This is a genomic window from Desulfomonilaceae bacterium (assembly GCA_041662605.1).
Taxonomy (GTDB): domain Bacteria; phylum Desulfobacterota; class Desulfomonilia; order Desulfomonilales; family Desulfomonilaceae; genus CAJBEZ01.
In genome coordinates, this window is record JBAZSD010000008.1 from 116,749 (window position 1) to 134,137 (window position 17,389).

Here is a 17,389-nt window from a genome sequence, read left to right on the forward strand (position 1 = left end):
TCAATTTGACATATTCCATAATAATTAGTTATAATACCAACTTAGTAGATATTCTTCATGTTACTTCGCAGCTAAGGACAATTAGAGCGCGGAGCCAAAAGAGCACGCGTCCTCAACTAGCGAACGATCCTCGCCGTTCACCTCTTTGAAAGGCCTAGCGGATGGGTTTGTTGCCTCGATTTGTGATAGCCGTGTCATGTTGCCTCATACTATTGGCGACGAATTCCGTCATGGCAGGCGAGGATAGAAAACCCAAAGGCTCTCCGATAATTATAGAACGCTTCGCAAAACCCAAACCAGATCAACTCCGTTTAAACCTCCAACAGGCGGTCCAGACTACTTTGAGCCGCAATCCCCGGGTTGGGCAAGCGCTCTCACGGATCAGACAAAGGGTGTGGCAAGAGCAGGAAGCGTATTCAGATTTTTTCCCGTCCGCTGCGATTGGCTACCAGGGGACATGGCACAGATACAAAGTTGGAGCCGGCGCCTTTGGGCCGCCTGACCACATGTCCCGCTACAGTGCAGCCGTAGCTCAAGTAAGAATCAACGGGGAAAGGATACGGCGCTCAAAACCTGACATTGATTACCCTTACAGGATCGACCCATGGAAGCGCTTTTCAGGAACTTTAGCCGTAACTCAGCCTATCTACCAGGGCGGGCTGACGGTCAGCAACTTTAATACCGCCAAGCTTCAGGTAACCAATTCAGAGTTGCAGTTACAGGTTGATCGGCAAGACCTCATTCTCGAGGTATACCAGGCGTATTACCAAATGATGCTTGCAAAACTGTTACTCGAGGTGAACGCTGAGTCCATATCCACACTCGAAAAACTGAAGAGTCTCAATGAAAAGTTCCTTCGGGCCGGGACGGTTACCAAGACGGACGTGTTATCAACCGAAGGTCAACTCTATTCAGCCTACGTCGAGCGAAGGGGCTTCATGAGAGACATGGCGGCCGCCAGGGCGAAGCTGAACAACCTACTATCCAACCCTCCTGAAACACCTGTCGAGATAGAGCGGGATTACAAACAAAGATCGAACCCGTACAGGATACCTCAGATTTATAATACCGCCATGACCAACCGTGATGAGATTGTCCAGGCTAATGTTCTAATCCGGGAGGAGATCGAGGCGACCAAGGCGGCCAATGCGGCTTTATTGCCAAAAGTTTCACTGGTCGGCCAGGGGACAAGAACGAACGATGACTGGAACGTTCTCGATCCGGAGGGCAACAACGATTGGACCCTTACAGGATTACTCACATGGACTTTCAATATATTCAGGAACAATTCAACTGTTAAGGAAAAAAGAGATGCGGTAAATGAACTGGTCCTCGCGAGACAGAGACTGGTTCAGGATATTTCCCAGAATGTCAAAATCGCCTATCTGGACATGAAAACCTCCGAAGGCAATATCGATGATTACCGAAGAGCCGTCGCCACTCGAACCGAAAACTTCAGGCTCTTTCAAATGCGATACCGACAGGGAGATGTAAGTTTTACCGACGTCCTGATAGCTGAAAGGGAACTAGTCTCCGGCAAGGCGAATTACTACATCTCTTCGATCAACTACAGAATCAATCAGGCCATATTGGAGAGAGCGATGGGAATACTCAGGCGCTAGCGCGTAGCAAAGAGCGACGTTTCGATTTTTTCTTAATTGAGATCTTTGGCCGGCCTACTAATCCTTAGCCGACTCAAAACCATCCTACACTGGGCATAACCCGTGACTACTTGTATAGATACATGACGTGTTTTGAGTTTGTGTGCGAAAATAGCACACGGACCAATACGATTGACCGACGTTAAGACATTGAATTAACTTCTAACCCATTCATAATACAGAGAGCGGGAATTATGTAGTCCGTTATTAGGACACTCACCCCTTTCTTGCCGACCTCTTGTATCTCACCCACCACATTCCATGGCTGTGGCTAACTAACTAACATCACAGCTTTTATAACAAACTTCATACATTAGCCATGGGTTGGCACACAAAATGCTCGGTAGTTACAAGGGTTAAAATCATCACCCCGCGCGATAGACTGAACCGCTTTTTGGATCTGCGGAACAGGGGAAGCGACTGCAGTCCTCTCCGATGGCTTTAACGGGCTGTTCGGCGTGGGAATAATTCGTGTCCATGACAAATATAAGATAAATCCTGTAGGATCGTCCGTGCCGATTGATATGAACGACAAGAACCTAGCGTGAAGCCAAAGGCTATGCTGAAAATTGCCGAGAATTTGGTCGTTATCCGGCCTTGTGAGGACAACATGTCGCAGAAAGGGAGGTCACATGTCAGTAGCGAATAAACCGGTTGCAAAGCCCCAAATAAGATTCCGTGAGGAATCTGACAACTGGGTGATTCTTTTTGATCCGGATACAGGTAATTCAAGAGTCCTGAACCCTATCAGCGCGTTCATATGGAAGCTCCTGGACGGAACGCATAACGTGAGCGACATCGTTGAGCAGGTAAGAGACTTTTACACTAACGTGCCTCAAGAGGTTGACCAGCAGATAACTGAGTTTATCGAAGTTCTGGCGACAAAAGGGTTTGTTGAGACAACCTCTGAAGGGACGGCAGCGTCATGACACTCATGAAAACACCCAGGTCTGTGGACCTGCTCATAACGGGTAAGTGCAATCTTCGTTGTAAATATTGCAGTTATTTTAGCAGTGGAGCGGAGGTGGAGGAGGACCTGCCCACCGAAGAATGGCTGACGTTTTTCGAGGAATTGAATCGCTCCATGGTCATGGATGTGTGTTTTCAGGGTGGCGAGCCTCTCATGAGACCGGATTTGCCGGAACTCATCCAGGGTGTCGTGCGTAACGGTATGAGATTCTCGATTCTGTCCAACGGCACATTGATCACCGACGAGACCGCGCAGTTTCTTGCATCCACCGGCAGATGCAATTACGTGCAGGTTTCTATTGATGGGTCGGGCGCCGAAACCCATGATGTGTGTAGAGGCGCGGGAAACTTTGAGCGGGCGGTCAATGGGCTCAAACTTCTGCAGAAACATAAAGTTCCTGCAACCGTGAGGGTTACCATTCATCGGGGAAATGTCAGAGACCTGGATAATGTAGCTCGACTGCTGCTTGAGGACTTCGGCCTATCCTCGTTTGGATGTAATTCCGCTTCCCATCTCGGTTTGTGCCGAAAGAACGCTGAACAGGTCCAGTTGAGCGCGGAAGAACGTTCCCTGGCGATGAAATCTCTCATAGCCCTTTCCCGGAAATACGACGGGCGGATATCCGCTACAGCCGGCCCTCTTGCTGAGGCCCGCGCCTGGCGCGAAATGGAGCGTGCTAGAGAGCAGGGATTGGAGGGACTTCCCGGTCGTGGATTCCTCGTCGGCTGCGGAACCTCGTTTTCCAAAATAGGGGTCCGAGCTGATGGAGTAATGGTTCCATGTGTTCAAATACCGGACATGGCCCTTGGCCGAATCAATAGCGACGACCTTACGGAAATCTGGCAGAACAATTCCGAGCTAAACCGGTTTAGAAATCGAAGAGAAATTCCCCTCTCTTCGTTTGAATTTTGCGCAGGGTGCGACTACACGCAATATTGCACCGGAAATTGTCCCGCCACTTCGTACACTCTGGTGCATGATGCCTGGCATCCTAGCCCGGATTCCTGCTTCAGGTCATTCCTTCAATCAGGGGGAACCTTGCCGCCTGAAGAGGAACTTTCCAGTTCGACCCAAGGAGGCATTTGTCATGAGTGAAACAGATCAAAGCTCACGCCCTTCCTGGCCCCTCAATACGATCTATTTCTACCTGACAAAAGGCTGCAACCTGCGATGCCGCCATTGCTGGATAACACCGAAGTTTCAGGGGGACGATCAATCTTATCCTTCGCTTGCCCCAGACCTGTTCCGGTCTATTCTTGAACAGGCAAAGCCGCTCGGCCTATCGTCACTCAAATTCACAGGGGGGGAGCCACTCATCCATCCGCAAATAACAGAATTGCTGGACCACGTTCAGACAGAGAACTTGCCGCTCGCGGTGGAAACAAACGGAGTCGCCTGTACGCCGGAACTCGCCGGAAAAATCAGGGCATGCAAGGATCCGTTTGTTTCTGTGAGCCTTGACGGCGCCGACGCGGAAACCCATGAGTGGGTTCGAGGGGTTAAGGGGTGCTTTGAAGCTGCTTTGGCTGGGATCAAGAACCTCGTGGACGAGGGGTTACCGCCTCAGATCATCATGACGGTGATGCGCCGAAATGTCAGTCAAATGGACTCCATGGCTCGCCTCGCTGAATCCTTGGGAGCGTCATCGCTGAAATTCAACGTTCTTCAGCCCACCGCCCGCGGGGCGCACATTCATGAGTCTCATGGCGCTCTCAGCATCGAAGAATTGTTGAAATTGGGCCGGTGGGTAGAGAATGACCTGAGCAAAACCACAAAAATGCGTCTAATGTTTGACCATCCGATGGCTTTCCGTCCTCTGGGAAAGATTTATAGTTCTCAGGGCGACGGTTGCGGCACGTGCGGTGTGCTGGGTATTCTCGGGGTTCTGGGAGACGGCGCCTATGCCCTGTGTGGCATCGGGGAAACGGTCCCGGAAATGGTGTTCGGTCACGCGGGGACCGACCGCCTGGAAGATGTCTGGATGGGCAGCCCGGTGTTGACGGAGATCCGTGAGGGAATGCCCAAGGCCTTAAAGGGCATCTGTGGGCAGTGTCTCATGCGCTCGCGATGCCGGGGGAGCTGTATAGCGCAAAACTACTATTCGAATAAGGATCTTTGGGCTCCATTCTGGTTCTGCCGCGAGGCTCACTCCAGGGGACTCTTCCCAGTTAGCCGCCTTGCAGAAGACGACCCTGGGGATAGGTCCGCCGCTGTGGCATGACAGATAATAAGAATAAGTGAGTCAATCAATCGATCCCTCGTTTTCAAGAGGTGTCAAATCCACGGATAGAAAGGATTACAGCTATGGCGGACGAAGAAAAGAAAAAAGGTGATTACGAAAAACCCGAGTCACACGGGGAAGGTGATGATTTGGAGGGTGTCAGCGGCGGCTGGCAACCTGGAAACTGCGCCAGTGGAGAGAATGCCCAAGGTTATTGCGGTACCGGATCGGGGGTCACAGCAACCTCATGCACCAGGGGAGAGAGCCCCCATCCGGTGTAATGGGCGACACGCAAGAATTGGAGTTGGCAGGGGCGGCGGCGACAACTTGGGCGTCAAGCGCAGAGACGGCCAATCAGCAGCCAGTTACTGTTTTATTGGATCGGGGGTGTCTAAAATAAGTCGCTCCCCCAATTTCATGGAATATGTGGGAAAGGCTCAGAAGTTTCACTGAGGCGATTTCACTCCGAGCTTCGATGACAAGATACGGTAGCTCGCTACAGAGCTAACCAGGATCCACTCGTAGGAGGATTGGCAACATGGCGGACAAGAAAAAAGACGATTACGAAAAACCAGAATCACACGGGGAAGGTGACGAGTTGGAAGGCGTCAGCGGCGGCTGGCAACCTGGAAACTGCGCCAGTGGAGAGAACGCCCAAGGTTATTGCGGCACCGGATCAGGGGTCACAGCAACCTCATGCACCAGGGGAGAGAGCCCCCATCCGGTGTAACGGACTACATACAAGAATTGGAGTCCGCAGGGAGCTAGGCCTCGCCAAATGCGACAGGCGGACTCCTTATCAATTGGGGCATGTCAGCTCTGGTGTCCTCTCCCTAATCTCATCAAGCTGCCATGTCCCGAGCGTTGGTCATCCGCAACCGGCCTTACCAGAAAAAAAAGGTCAGTTGAAGCTCCAAAGTCAGAGTGTTCTCCACAACATGAACATCCAGCGACCGAGTTACAATAGAGTCTTTTAGTCCGTCAAAGCCCCCTGCTACATTCTGATAGCTGTAGCGCCCATACAGTCCTAGCAAAAGGTTACTCGTGATTGGGGCCATGCCCTGTATCCGGCCCTCGAGCAATACACCGTCCTGGGCGACACAGTGGTATTCCCCGTATTGGTTTTGTCTCACCGAACCGTTTAAAGTTTTGTAGACGAATCGGGATGTCAGAAATTCAAAAGTCGACCGCCAACCTGGGTACGCCATTTCGGCGCAGAGGCCAACAAAAGGAATTGTTGAAGTGACATCATCATGAGACCCGACACTGGCGTTCATGTCGCTTGTTTCCTCATCGTTATACCACCAGTATTCCCGTCGCCAACCCCCAATTACACCGAAACGATGTCCTGCTGATCTCCAGACATCAAACAGGCCCGCAGCTTCAACGCCGACGTATCCGGGCCTTGCGTCCGAGTATAAACCGTTTGGCGCTCCGGAAGTTGGCGTCCACCAGGGGCCATATATTATATTTTGCTGTCCATACACGCTCACATCGCCGATCATACGGACGGAGAGCCGGTTGATAGGCGCCAATTCAATCGCGCCTGAAAGGATGGGAAACCCAAAGGAGATATCAAGCTGAACAGTGTTGCCGGAATATTGATCGGAGGCGCTGCTCACCACTTGGGAGCCGTACAGGTAGCCAACCCTAAATGATGAGTTGACGGGAATGTTCCATGGAAGAAACTCCGCACGTACGGAAGGCGCCATCACAACAAAAATCAAGAGTGATACATGCGCCAATATCCTGATATGCTTCAGAATAGTTACCATTGAATTCACTAATGAATAATTGGTCGCTGAAATTAATGGGTTGCGACCCCGTATCTAATTAAATTATCTCCTCATTCGGCGGCTTGATTGGATGTGTGCAGGCGCACTTCTTCGGCAGAAGTTTTCTCCAGGACCTGCTGGGCTTTTCTAATTTCCTCTACGCCCCCATGAGCTATTAACAAAAACTTTTCCGCTTTCAGTTCAGTTTCATATTTTATGATGCTGTCCTTGGGAATTCCCATGCTGAAAAGCCCAGCTCCCAAAGCGCTGAGACCTCCAACAACAACCGCCCCTTCCAGGGCTGCTATAATCCAGCTCACTAGTGGACCGGCTACGGCGACCGGACCTATACCTGGAACAAAAAAGAACGCCGCCCCAAACAGAAGGCCCCACAAACTACCCCAAAAGGCTCCCAGTTTCCCCCAGGCTTTCATCCTGTCACCGACTGAATAATAACCAACCACGTGCTCTTCAGTGTGGTAATCTTTACCCACTATGGATAGCTTGCTCATGTCAAACCCTGTTTTTTGAAGTTCATTTACGGATTGTTCGGCTTCCAGGTGGCTTTTGTAAATTCCCACAACTGAATTTTTTTGTTCCATGATTAAGCTCCCGCACATAAAAATTTTGGTTGATTATCGATCGCAGTGACCCATTAATCTGTTTAGGTGTCTTTACCACATCAAATCAAGAACCATCGAATATTCTATCACGTTTCAGTCACGATTATAGCATCTTCAGGGCATTCAGCCACACAGGCCTCACAGCCGTTGCAGGCAGCAGGATTTGACACTTGAACTTCCTCATTCTCGATCTCAAAAACTTCTTTAGGGCATATTCTAACGCAAAAGTAATGTCTCTTGCATCTATTTTGATCAATTTTAGGTAAGTATATTGTCAAATATCCTTCCCCGATGGAATGGCCTTCTCGAATCTTGCCCGAAGGAGCTTTTTGGGAACCCCGTGGTCTACTACGTCCCACGGGAAAATCTCTTCTGGTCCTCGCGTACGTTCAGAGTAAAATTTGACATCCGGGTCGGCTCCTGCAAAACATGACATGCCTAACTTACCCTGTTCGGCCATCAGTTTTACGCCACTGGAAATTCTACGGTCAGCCCTGCTTAGTACTGCCTGAATCTCGGACATGCGGGTAGATTCGTGTCTGACGACAAGATTTTTAACGCCTCGCAACCGGTCTTCAATTATTTTTATGCGATGATCCCATTCTTTTTTAGACAGAGCCGCAGTCCATTGAAAAGGAGTCCAGGGTTTCGGCACAAAGGCGTTTAGCTGGACACCTATTCGTCCTATTTTCCCCATTTTTCGCGAAGAATTGAGAAAAATTTCTCTCGACTCAAGGACAAACTCTATTATTTGCTTCACGTCTTCTTCTGTTTCAGTGGGTAAACCGATCATAAAATAGAATCGGAGGTTTGGGGCGCCTGCGGAAACCAATTTTTCGATCAGTTCAAAAAAGAGTTTGTTGGGAATTTGTTTCCCTATGACCCGTTTCAAACGTTCCGAAGCGACTTCCGGCGCGAGCGTAGCTGTTTTTTGGCCTGATTCCACAATGCGTTTTATGATTTCATCATTTAGACCTTCCGGCCGTATTGATGATAGTGAAAACTTGCCACCTTGATCAGCGATGTCGTTAAGCATATTTGACAGGTCCGGATGAGAAGCCAGGTCGGAACCAATTAGCCCAATGGTCTTTCTGGCCTTGATTGCTTCGGCAAGGCCATTTTTTATACTGTCATATTTGTAATGGCGCACAGGCCGATGAATCCAGCCTCCTGAACAGAATCCGCAGCCCCTGGCGCACCCACGGTTGACCTCGACCAGACAGGAATTTTTAAACTCTGTCGGGAAATCATCAAGTATGATGAGGGGAGGCGCATCCAGCGTAGATAATCTTTTTACCGCTGTGATTCTGTCTGGAAACCCAGGCTCCGGTTCTATAACCGATATTGTTCCGTCATCTTTGTACCTGAAATTGTAGGATTCAGGAACGTATACCCCCTGAACATCCTTGAAATTCCTATAAAATTCGTGTCGGTCTCTTGTGGCCGATCTTGACTCGCAAAACTCTTTTAGCAAATTCCATAAGCCATTTGGATCATCTATGGCCCCAACCAATTCACCGATAAAGACAAGATCGAGAAATTCACCCAGAGCCTCAGGATTCATGGATACGGAAACGCCTCCGGCCAAGACCAAGGGGTCCACAGGTCTTCTGTCCTTTCTCAACGGAGGAATCCCGGCGCTGATCAACGTCCTGGGCACAATCCAGTAATCATTTTCAAAAGGGATGCTGAAAGCGACTATCGGGAAGCGTTTCAGTGAAGCCCGATCTCCTTCCAAAACCCGGGAAGTCAAGTCTGTTGGCCGTTTCAAAAACTGTTCATCTACAAAGAAAGTCTCAGGGGCGAATATTCCTGATTGCTCCAGTGTGCTTCTCAAGAATTGAAATCCCAAGTTACTCAACCCAACTTTTCGCGTATTTGGGAAAACCAGCGCTATAGGCGAACGGGCGCCCAATTTGTGGCGTTTAGGCTTAGTGGCGATTCTTTGCCTCATATTCAATGACGACAAATGTATATTGATTGAAGATTGCCCGGAGAAAAACTTTCCAGACTGTCAGGGGGAACAGGACGTCCCCCTGACTTATGATGAAAGACTTTTGATGGTCTATTCGGCATGTTTTCGTAGAAAGGTGGGAATATCAAGATCTTCTTCGCCGTCAATTGAGAAATCATCCACTACGTTCAAATGCCGACTACCCTTTTCTCTCTGGCTCTTTCTAATAAAAGCGGGAATCTGCGAATCTCTGGGCTCATTGGGAATGATCGTCCTGGCCGCTGATCGGTCAATTTTATTTTCATCTGTTGACGGGCTTGGAGACTTAGCAAAAAGGAGAGAATCCGTTTTGTCGATCAAACCGCTCTCGCTGCGTCCAAAACCAGTGGCGATTACAGTTACGTTTACGGCGTCTCCCATGTCTTCGTCTATTACAGCTCCAAATATTATGTTCGCGTCATCGTGAGCCTCATTCTGGATTATGGAGACAGCGTCGTTGATCTCAGTCAACGACATGTTCGATGAACCGGTAATGTTTATTAGTACTCCCTTGGCGCCGGACATGGAAACGTCTTCAAGCAACGGACTGTTAATAGCCATTCTTGTGGCTTCTTCAATACGTCCCTCGCCTGTGGCTGAGCCTGTGCCCATAAGCGCCACACCTTTTTCCTGCATAATGGTCTTGACATCCGCGAAATCAAGATTGATCAAACCGTTTATGGTAACTAAATCTGAAATTCCTCTCACGCCCTGCATAAGGACATCGTCGGCTCTTCTGAATCCTTCCAGAAACGAGATGTCTTTTTTGAGTGAAAGCAGCCGTTGGTTGGGAATAATGATCAATGTATCAACTTCTCTACGAAGTGTCTCTATGCCTTCTTCCGCTTGGCGCATGCGCCTTTTGCCTTCAAACAGAAATGGTTTGGTCACCACAGCCACGGTGAGGGCGCCTACTTCCTGCCTGGCGATTCGGGCTATTATAGGGGCCGCTCCTGTGCCTGTTCCGCCACCTAGACCCGTTGTAATAAAAACCATATCAGACCCTTCTAAAGCGTCTCTTATGGCTTCATAATCTTCATTGGCGGCTATACGGCCAATTTCAGGGTCCGCCCCGGCTCCAAGTCCGCGGGTTTGTTGTCTGCCAATCTGTAATTTTAGCGGAGCCTGGTTGTGCTGGAGCGCTTGAGCGTCGGTGTTCGCCGCAACAAACTCCACTCCATTTAAACCGGCGCGAATCATGTTATTAACGGCGTTTCCACCACCACCGCCAACTCCAACAACCCTTATTAATGCGCTGCGGTTAGATTCAATTTCAAAGTCCAGCATAAGCCGGCGCCTCCTCTATTTAATATCAACCAAAACCTTCCAGACCGTCGAGCCTCAATCAAATTGTCAAGGTCCCGAACGACAACGCTTGGTCCGGTCAGTACATTACAGACCGGAATTCGCATACCACGAGCCAAGACTTTTCGCCAGAAAATTCATGATATTCCAATTTAAAAAGCTTCAGTAAACCACCTTCTCATTTTTTCAAAAACTTTATTGAAAACCTTACCTGACTCATAAGCAGAGCTTAGATCAGCGCATCCGTGCCTAGCTCCCCAGAGTACCAGTCCCACACCGGTAGCGTAAACCGGAGAGTTCACAACATCCACCAACCCACTCACACCGGTTGGATAGCCCAATCTAACCGGCATATCAAACAACTGTTCCGCCAGTTCCGCTATACCCTGAATGGCCACACTGCCCCCAGTGAGCACTATTCCGGATGCCACAGCGCTCAACAAGTTGAACTTTTCAAGTTCTCTCCTTACCAATCCTATTATCTCTTCCAAACGGGGTTCGGTTATCTCAGCTAGAACCGATCTTGCTAATACCCGAGGTTGCCGGCCTCCCACTCCTGGGACATGTATTGTCTCATCGCGATTTACAAGAGTGGCCAAGGCGCAACCATATCGCTTTTTTATTTTCTCAGCTTCTCCTGTCGGAGTTCTCAAGCCTACGGCTATGTCGTTCGTGAGTTGGTCACCTCCCACAGGGATGACAGCAGTATGTTGAATCGCTCCTTCAATAAAGACAGCGATATCAGTGGTTCCGCCCCCTATGTCGATCAAGGCGACCCCCAGTTCTTTCTCGTCCGAAGACAATACCGCTTCAGAAGCCGCCATCTGTTGCAAGATCAGGTCGTCCACTATCAGGCCACTGCGGTGAGCGCATCTCACGATGTTTTGCGCTGCAGAAACAGCTCCTGTTATAATATGAACTTTGGCTTCGAGGCGAACACCGGCCATACCTACCGGTTCTCTAATGCCGCCCTGATCATCGACCATGAATTCCTGCGGCAAAATATGGATTACCTCTCTATCCAGAGGTATCGCAACTGCTCTTGCAGCGTCGATTACTCTTGATACCTCCTGAGTGGTCACTTCCCGGTTTTTTATGGCTATTACACCATGGGAGTTTATGCCTTTGATGTGCCCGCCGGAAATTCCCGCTAACACGGTCTCCACTCGGCGTCCAGCCATAAGTTCGGCGTCATCAACAGCCTTTTTTATGCTGGAAACAGTGAGGTCAATATTGACAACTACGCCACGGCGTAAACCTCTAGATGGAGAAGTTCCTACCCCTATGATGTCCACCGCGCCATCAGCGTTTAACTCTCCAATAATGGCGCAAATTTTTGTGGTCCCCACATCCAGACCGCAAATGATGTTATCGCTTCTTGACATTTTCTTACCCCTGCAGAAGCGGATCTTCAGAAGACCGAACAATAGCTCGATCTTCAAAATCCAGGTTAATTATCCGTGCGTTTCGCCATTGACCCCTGTTTTTAAGAAATCTCTTCAGTCGTTCATATCTGGCTATTTTGGTCTCAAAACCTGAGTTACCAAAAATAATCACCTGTCCTGAATTCATTTTTAACGTCAGTCCATCATCATGACTAATATTGATTTCCCTGATGTCCTTGATGTTGATTTCCGAACCGGACCGATCGAGAAGTTCGGTCAGTTTGAGCCCTGACAGCAGTGATTCCTCAACCTCTTTTGGGCTCGAGCGCAATTCATCCGGTTTTATACCTGTAAATAGAGGTAGCCCTACAGAATCACCGGGTAAAATCCGTGAAAATATTTTTGCGTTTTCATCAATGTAATAAAGCTTTTCACTCGCAACTATACCTTGGGGAATCCTCTCTTCAATTTCAACGACGAGTTGGCCGGGAAATCGCCTGGAAACCGCTCCCTCACGAATCCACGGGTGATGGCGTAATCTTTGTGTTATTGATTCAAGATCTATATCAAGAAGGTTTACGCCTTTCTCTACTTTCGTTGTTTCAATTACTTCTTCAGTTGACAGTCTATGGTTTCCATAAACATCCACTTTGCTCAGGTTGAAGTACGAGGATCGAACCACCACGAGATATGTAAGGACAAGCGCCATAAATATATCCAGACATATACCAGTCCAAAACAACACGTTCAAAGCCACGCGATTCCAGAGCAGCGGTGGTTTGCCCTTTTCAGAACCGGGAATATCGTTGGCTTGTAGATTTGCTTTGAGCGCAGCTTCAGACATTTTTTTCTTCCGGATGAACGACTCGTATTTCGAGTTCGAGATCAATGCCCGCTTTTTCTTGGGCGGCTTCACTGATTGTATTTATAAGTTTAAGAATATCTGAGGCTTTAGCCTTGTTTCTATTGATGATGAAGTTCGCATGGACAGTTGAAACCGAAGCTCCTCCGCATTCGAAGCCTTTGAATCCCAGTTTCTCAATCAGAGCGCCTGCCGGCATCGCATTTGAAGGATTCTTGAATATGCAGCCTGCATTCGGATATCCTCGAGGTTGAGACAGTTTCCTATGAGCCCTAAATTCGGTAAGCTTTTTCCCTATTTCATCCAACTTTCCAGGGTTGAGTTCAAACCCGGCCTCTAACACCACAGAGCCGGACGGCAAATTCAACTTCCTGTAACCATAAGAAAAAGAACCTTTTAGCAGCTTTGTTCTTGAACCTAGCGCATCCACCAATTTAAGCTCTGTAATTAGATCCGCCACTGAAATCCCACCTGCGCCGGCGTTACACGCTACTGAGCCCCCGACCGAACCGGGGATGCCCCAAAGTGACTCCATGCCTGTAAGACCTAAACGACATGCCTTTGAGACGACTAGAGGCAGAGGTACTCCTGCCTGAGCTATAATCTTGTTTTTGCGGGAGTCTTTCTCTTCGAAAGTTAGAGTTTTCATTCGAAGCCCGGACACCACCAATCCCCTGAAACCGTCGTCATGGAATAACACGTTTGTGCCGGCCCCAAGCATAAAATGCCGAATGCCTTCTGTTTTGCAAAAGGACAACAAACGAGACAAAGACTGTGGGTCTCGCGGAAACGCAACTATGTCCGCAGGGCCTCCTACCCGAAAGGAGGTCAGGTGTTTCAGGGGAACTCCGGTCAAAGGAGGTTCTCCTAATATAGCGCTGATCTGCTGAATTCTAATTTCGCTAGTTTTCAATAGAAGCGCCTCTTTTTTTCTCGAGTTGTTCTAGAATCTGAGGGCCAAGTTTTGTGACATCTCCGGCCCCCAATGTAATGAGCATATCGCCAGGCTCGAGTTCCCCAGCTATTTGTAAGGCGATTCCGGATCTGTCTCCCAAAAAACGGGCCGTCTTGTGTCCTCGGGCCCGAATGCCTTCACAAAGTTTCGCTCCAGTGACACCTGCGATCGGTTTTTCACTGGCAGGATATATGTCCATGATATAGAGCAGATCGGCATCGTGAAAAGCTGTGAGGAAATCATCAAACAAAGCCTGGGTACGGGAATACCTATGTGGTTGAAATAAAACTGCTATCCGCTTGTCGGCCATCTGCCTGGCCGCCAGTAGCACCGCCTTGATTTCCGCGGGATGATGTCCGTAATCATCAATTACGGTTACTCCGGCGGCAACCCCTCGTTTCGTGAATCTTCTTTGGACTCCTGGAAAAGATTCCAGGGCTTCTTTTAGAGTAGCAAAAGGAACGTCGAAGAGTTCCGCAACAGTTACAGCGGCGAGAGAATTCACGACGTTGTGCATTCCTGGCATAGGCAGTCTTATTTCACCCAACAAGGAATTTTCCCGATAAACCTGAAAAACCGATCTGTCTCTCTCCAACCTGGGCTTGGATGCTCTGATTCGCGCTTGCGAAGATAGCCCATAAGTCAAAAATCTTTTGGAAATTAATGGGATGATTCTCTGGACGTGCGGGTCGTCCAGACAGACGATAGCGCATCCGTAAAATGGTATCCGATTTATAAATTCCAGAAACGTCGATCTTATTTCTTCTATTGACGAATAGCAGTCCATATGTTCGAGATCTATATTTGTGATCAAAGCTATGGTCGGAAAGAGCTTGAGAAAGGACTTATCCGATTCATCCGCTTCAGCGACAAGGAGATCACCCTGACCAAGATGAGCGCCTCCTCCAAGAGCATTAAGCTTACCACCAATTACTACAGTGGGGTCCAAACCCGCGTGTGACATTACCGAGGCTATCAAGGAAGTTGTGGTCGTTTTCCCATGCATGCCTGCAACCGCTACAGAAGTTTGCATCCGCATGAGTTCAGCCAACATTTCGGCCCTGGGGATAACCGGGATCCTTCTTTCCCTGGCCGCTACTACTTCAGGGTTGTCTTCGGCGACGGCTGATGAATAGACAAGCACATCCGCTTTATCGAGATGCTCCTTGCGATGGCCCACACGAACCTGCGCCCCTAAAGATCTGAGGTGTATTACCGTGGGAGACTCCTGCAGATCGGATCCGCTTACATTGAACCCGAGCGCAAGGAGAATCTCTGCGATTCCGCTCATCCCTACACCGCCGATGCCGACGAAATGAACATCTCTAACCTTTTTGAATAATGTGCCAATCACGCAGCTAACCTTTTGTCCTTTAGTATTTCAATCACAATGGACCTTGCGGCGTTCGGCTTTCCAAGCATTCGTGCGTTTTTTGCCATTGATTCAAGACTTGAAGGATTCTCCATCAGTTGAATTATCTTGGTAATCAGAGCGCCATGCTTTAGGTCTTCATCTTTAACTGTTTTGACTGCATTTCGGCTTTCCAGCCATTGAGCGTTTTTGGTTTGATGATCTTCCGCCGCGAATGGGAAAGGAACTACTATCGCAGGCTTGCCCACTGCAGTAATTTCAGCCAGGGAACTCGCTCCGGCTCGACAAATGACAAGGTCTGCCCATGAATAATATGAGCCCATGTTTGTTATAAAATCTTTTACCTCTGCTTCAATCCCTGATTTTTGGTACGCTTCGTTGACTTTTTCGAACAACTCAGACCCTGTTTGATGAACAATTTTGATTTGCCCTTTTTTTGGCTTGAGTTGACTCAAATGGTCAATAACGCCCAGATTGAGGCTGTTTGCTCCTTTGGAGCCCCCAAAGATCAATATTTTGAATTTGTCTGAATTTCCCGGACTGTGCTCCGGCTCCTCAAGCAATGTCTTCCTTACCGGATTACCCACCAGGAATGTTCGTTCCGGCGGGGTTGAAGGTTTTGTGTTTTCCCATGAAATGAAAATCTTATCGACAAATTTGGCTAACATTCTATTGGCTACGCCCATTATGGAATTCTGTTCCTGAACTCCGGTCTTGATGTTCAAAATCAGGGCGGCCGCCAACGTGGGGGCAGATGCGTATCCTCCAACTCCCAAGACAAAATCTGGTTTGAAGTCACCAATGATTTTGAATGATTGAATGATCCCAATCGGAATCTCTAAACCAGCGCGAAGGGAATTGAAAATCCCTGTCCTCATGATTCCTCGAGCGGAGACAAACTTGATGGGAAAATTTGTCTGAGGAATCAATTTTGCCTCGATTCCCCTTTTGGTACCAACAAACAAAACGTCAGATGAAGGATCTTCCGACTTGAGAGCTTCGGCTATCGCGAGAGCAGGGAAAAGATGACCGCCTGTGCCTCCTCCGGCGAGAACAAGTTTCATCGTCGCTCTCCTTCCTTTTTGGCCGACGCCGTGGCGCTTATGGCCATAAGGATGCCGATCCCCGCAAGATTGCTGATCAGTGAAGTGCCACCGAGGGATACAAGTGGCAAAGGCAGCCCTTTTGTCGGCGTGAGCCCCATTGTCACGGCCATATTAATTACGGCCTGAATCCCTACCAAAGCGGTAATACCAAAAGCCAAACATCTGAGAAATGTGTCCTGAGCCCTGATGGCTATCATCAAACCCCTGAATATAAGGAGATAGAATAACAGAATTATAACAATCACCCCTGTCAGTCCCAGTTCCTCTCCGACAACGGCCATAATGAAATCTGAATGGGGCTGCGGTAAATAGAAAAGCTTCTGTATACCTTTTCCCAAACCCACTCCCCAAAATCCACCGCACCCAAAAGCTACCAAACTTTGAATCACCTGGAAGCCAGTACTCAACGGGTCCGCCCAAGGGTTGAGGAAACTCTTTACTCTCGCAAACCTGTAATTAGCGCTCATTCCAATCTGGAAAAGAAAAGGCAGGCACAATATGGCTGAACCAACAAGATGCTGTAGCCTGACTCCAGCTACAAACATCATCAGAAAACCAACAGTTGTAATAATTACCGCCAGGCCGAAATCGGGTTGCGCTAGCGCCAACATGACCACGAGAGCCATGATCAATATATGTGGGAGAAAACCAATAGCGAAACTCTTCACTCCTTCGCCCTTCTTGGCAAGGGAACGAGCAAAAAATATTATCATTGCATATTTGATTATTTCAGAAGGTTGAATATAAAATCCCAAAGGAAGACGAACCCATCGCCTTGATCCCCCGAGTTCAACTCCTATTCCTGGGACAAAAACCAAAATCAGCAGCAAAAGAGATAAGCCAAGGCCCACAGCGGCCGAATCCCGCCAGAAAAAGGGATTGATTCTGGAAAAAAGGAACATCAAGCCCAATCCCACAATCATTGCCAATCCCTGTCTCTTCGTATAATAAAAACCGTCGCCAAACTTTGCGGACGCTATCATGAAACTCGCTGATGTCACCATGACTATGCCGAAGGTCAGTATTAGTATGGTAACAAATAGCAATACGGGATCACTAAATGATAACTTGTTCCCTTTTAGCGCAATTGTTTGACTCTGAATTGTCATTAACGTCTAATTCCGGTTTCTTGTTTTCAATGCTCTTGATAACCTGCGACTA

The 17,389-nt window shown here is 48.6% G+C and carries 16 protein-coding genes; 6 read left to right on the plus strand and 10 right to left on the minus strand.

From position 1 onward, the window contains the following. Positions 1-170 precede the first annotated feature (170 nt). The 6 genes from WC647_08705 (at position 171) to WC647_08730 (ending at position 5,582) form a co-directional block, all read left to right on the plus strand. On the plus strand, positions 171-1,622 hold the full coding sequence (locus tag WC647_08705; GenBank protein ID MFA6222383.1) for a TolC family protein: 1,452 nt from the start codon (positions 171-173) through the stop codon (positions 1,620-1,622). 671 nt (positions 1,623-2,293) lie between these two features. Further along, positions 2,294-2,590, plus strand: coding sequence for a PqqD family peptide modification chaperone (locus WC647_08710; protein MFA6222384.1), 297 nt, complete (start codon positions 2,294-2,296; stop codon positions 2,588-2,590). After that, positions 2,587-3,726, plus strand: a complete 1,140-nt coding sequence (gene scmE / locus WC647_08715) for a SynChlorMet cassette radical SAM/SPASM protein ScmE (protein MFA6222385.1) — start codon at positions 2,587-2,589, stop codon at positions 3,724-3,726. The genes WC647_08710 and scmE overlap by 4 nt, the downstream gene beginning before the upstream one ends. Continuing rightward, on the plus strand, positions 3,719-4,852 hold the full coding sequence (gene scmF, locus WC647_08720) for a SynChlorMet cassette radical SAM/SPASM protein ScmF (protein ID MFA6222386.1): 1,134 nt from the start codon (positions 3,719-3,721) through the stop codon (positions 4,850-4,852). Before scmE ends, scmF begins: the two co-directional genes overlap by 8 nt. Positions 4,853-4,935: 83 nt before the next feature. Beyond that, a complete protein-coding gene (locus WC647_08725) occupies positions 4,936-5,133 on the plus strand; it encodes a hypothetical protein (GenBank protein ID MFA6222387.1) in 198 nt (65 codons plus the stop codon). Between the two features lie 257 nt (positions 5,134-5,390). After that, positions 5,391-5,582, plus strand: a complete 192-nt coding sequence (locus tag WC647_08730; GenBank protein MFA6222388.1) for a hypothetical protein — start codon at positions 5,391-5,393, stop codon at positions 5,580-5,582. A gap of 154 nt (positions 5,583-5,736) precedes the next feature. On the opposite strand, the gene WC647_08735 is transcribed toward WC647_08730, so the two are convergent. The 10 genes from WC647_08735 to ftsW form a co-directional block, all read right to left on the minus strand. Continuing rightward, positions 5,737-6,627, minus strand: coding sequence for a hypothetical protein (locus WC647_08735; protein MFA6222389.1), 891 nt, complete (start codon positions 6,625-6,627; stop codon positions 5,737-5,739). A gap of 71 nt (positions 6,628-6,698) precedes the next feature. Then, entirely contained in the window at positions 6,699-7,229 is a 531-nt protein-coding gene (locus WC647_08740) for a general stress protein (GenBank protein ID MFA6222390.1), read from the minus strand. Between the two features lie 295 nt (positions 7,230-7,524). Beyond that, on the minus strand, positions 7,525-9,087 hold the full coding sequence (locus WC647_08745) for a radical SAM protein (GenBank protein MFA6222391.1): 1,563 nt from the start codon (positions 9,085-9,087) through the stop codon (positions 7,525-7,527). Between the two features lie 228 nt (positions 9,088-9,315). Next, the gene (ftsZ, locus tag WC647_08750) at positions 9,316-10,530 is read right to left on the minus strand and encodes a cell division protein FtsZ (GenBank protein MFA6222392.1); all 1,215 of its coding nucleotides are present in this window, start codon (positions 10,528-10,530) and stop codon (positions 9,316-9,318) included. A 170-nt stretch (positions 10,531-10,700) separates the two neighbouring features. After that, complete coding sequence (ftsA, locus tag WC647_08755) at positions 10,701-11,933, minus strand: cell division protein FtsA (protein ID MFA6222393.1); 1,233 nt, start codon at positions 11,931-11,933, stop codon at positions 10,701-10,703. Between the two features lie 4 nt (positions 11,934-11,937). Then, positions 11,938-12,777 carry an FtsQ-type POTRA domain-containing protein gene (locus WC647_08760; protein MFA6222394.1) on the minus strand — a complete coding sequence of 280 codons (840 nt, stop codon included), beginning with the start codon at positions 12,775-12,777 and terminating at the stop codon, positions 11,938-11,940. Then, a complete protein-coding gene (murB, locus tag WC647_08765; GenBank protein MFA6222395.1) occupies positions 12,770-13,708 on the minus strand; it encodes a UDP-N-acetylmuramate dehydrogenase in 939 nt (312 codons plus the stop codon). The genes WC647_08760 and murB overlap by 8 nt, the downstream gene beginning before the upstream one ends. Beyond that, a complete protein-coding gene (gene murC / locus WC647_08770; protein MFA6222396.1) occupies positions 13,698-15,104 on the minus strand; it encodes a UDP-N-acetylmuramate--L-alanine ligase in 1,407 nt (468 codons plus the stop codon). The genes murB and murC overlap by 11 nt, the downstream gene beginning before the upstream one ends. Continuing rightward, complete coding sequence (gene murG / locus WC647_08775) at positions 15,101-16,186, minus strand: undecaprenyldiphospho-muramoylpentapeptide beta-N-acetylglucosaminyltransferase (protein ID MFA6222397.1); 1,086 nt, start codon at positions 16,184-16,186, stop codon at positions 15,101-15,103. The genes murC and murG overlap by 4 nt, the downstream gene beginning before the upstream one ends. Further along, on the minus strand, positions 16,183-17,337 hold the full coding sequence (gene ftsW, locus WC647_08780) for a putative lipid II flippase FtsW (protein MFA6222398.1): 1,155 nt from the start codon (positions 17,335-17,337) through the stop codon (positions 16,183-16,185). The genes murG and ftsW overlap by 4 nt, the downstream gene beginning before the upstream one ends. Between the last annotated feature and the right edge of the window lie 52 nt (positions 17,338-17,389).

Coding starts and splice junctions, on each gene's coding strand:
- WC647_08710 (MFA6222384.1), top strand. CDS start 2,294: ATGTCAGTAGCGAATAAACCGGTTGCAAAGCCCCAAATAAGATTCCGT.
- scmE (MFA6222385.1), top strand. CDS start 2,587: ATGACACTCATGAAAACACCCAGGTCTGTGGACCTGCTCATAACGGGT.
- scmF (MFA6222386.1), top strand. CDS start 3,719: ATGAGTGAAACAGATCAAAGCTCACGCCCTTCCTGGCCCCTCAATACG.
- WC647_08725 (MFA6222387.1), top strand. CDS start 4,936: ATGGCGGACGAAGAAAAGAAAAAAGGTGATTACGAAAAACCCGAGTCA.
- WC647_08730 (MFA6222388.1), top strand. CDS start 5,391: ATGGCGGACAAGAAAAAAGACGATTACGAAAAACCAGAATCACACGGG.
- WC647_08735 (MFA6222389.1), bottom strand. CDS start 6,627: ATGGTAACTATTCTGAAGCATATCAGGATATTGGCGCATGTATCACTC.
- WC647_08740 (MFA6222390.1), bottom strand. CDS start 7,229: ATGGAACAAAAAAATTCAGTTGTGGGAATTTACAAAAGCCACCTGGAA.
- ftsZ (MFA6222392.1), bottom strand. CDS start 10,530: ATGCTGGACTTTGAAATTGAATCTAACCGCAGCGCATTAATAAGGGTT.
- ftsA (MFA6222393.1), bottom strand. CDS start 11,933: ATGTCAAGAAGCGATAACATCATTTGCGGTCTGGATGTGGGGACCACA.
- WC647_08760 (MFA6222394.1), bottom strand. CDS start 12,777: ATGTCTGAAGCTGCGCTCAAAGCAAATCTACAAGCCAACGATATTCCC.
- murG (MFA6222397.1), bottom strand. CDS start 16,186: ATGAAACTTGTTCTCGCCGGAGGAGGCACAGGCGGTCATCTTTTCCCT.
- ftsW (MFA6222398.1), bottom strand. CDS start 17,337: ATGACAATTCAGAGTCAAACAATTGCGCTAAAAGGGAACAAGTTATCA.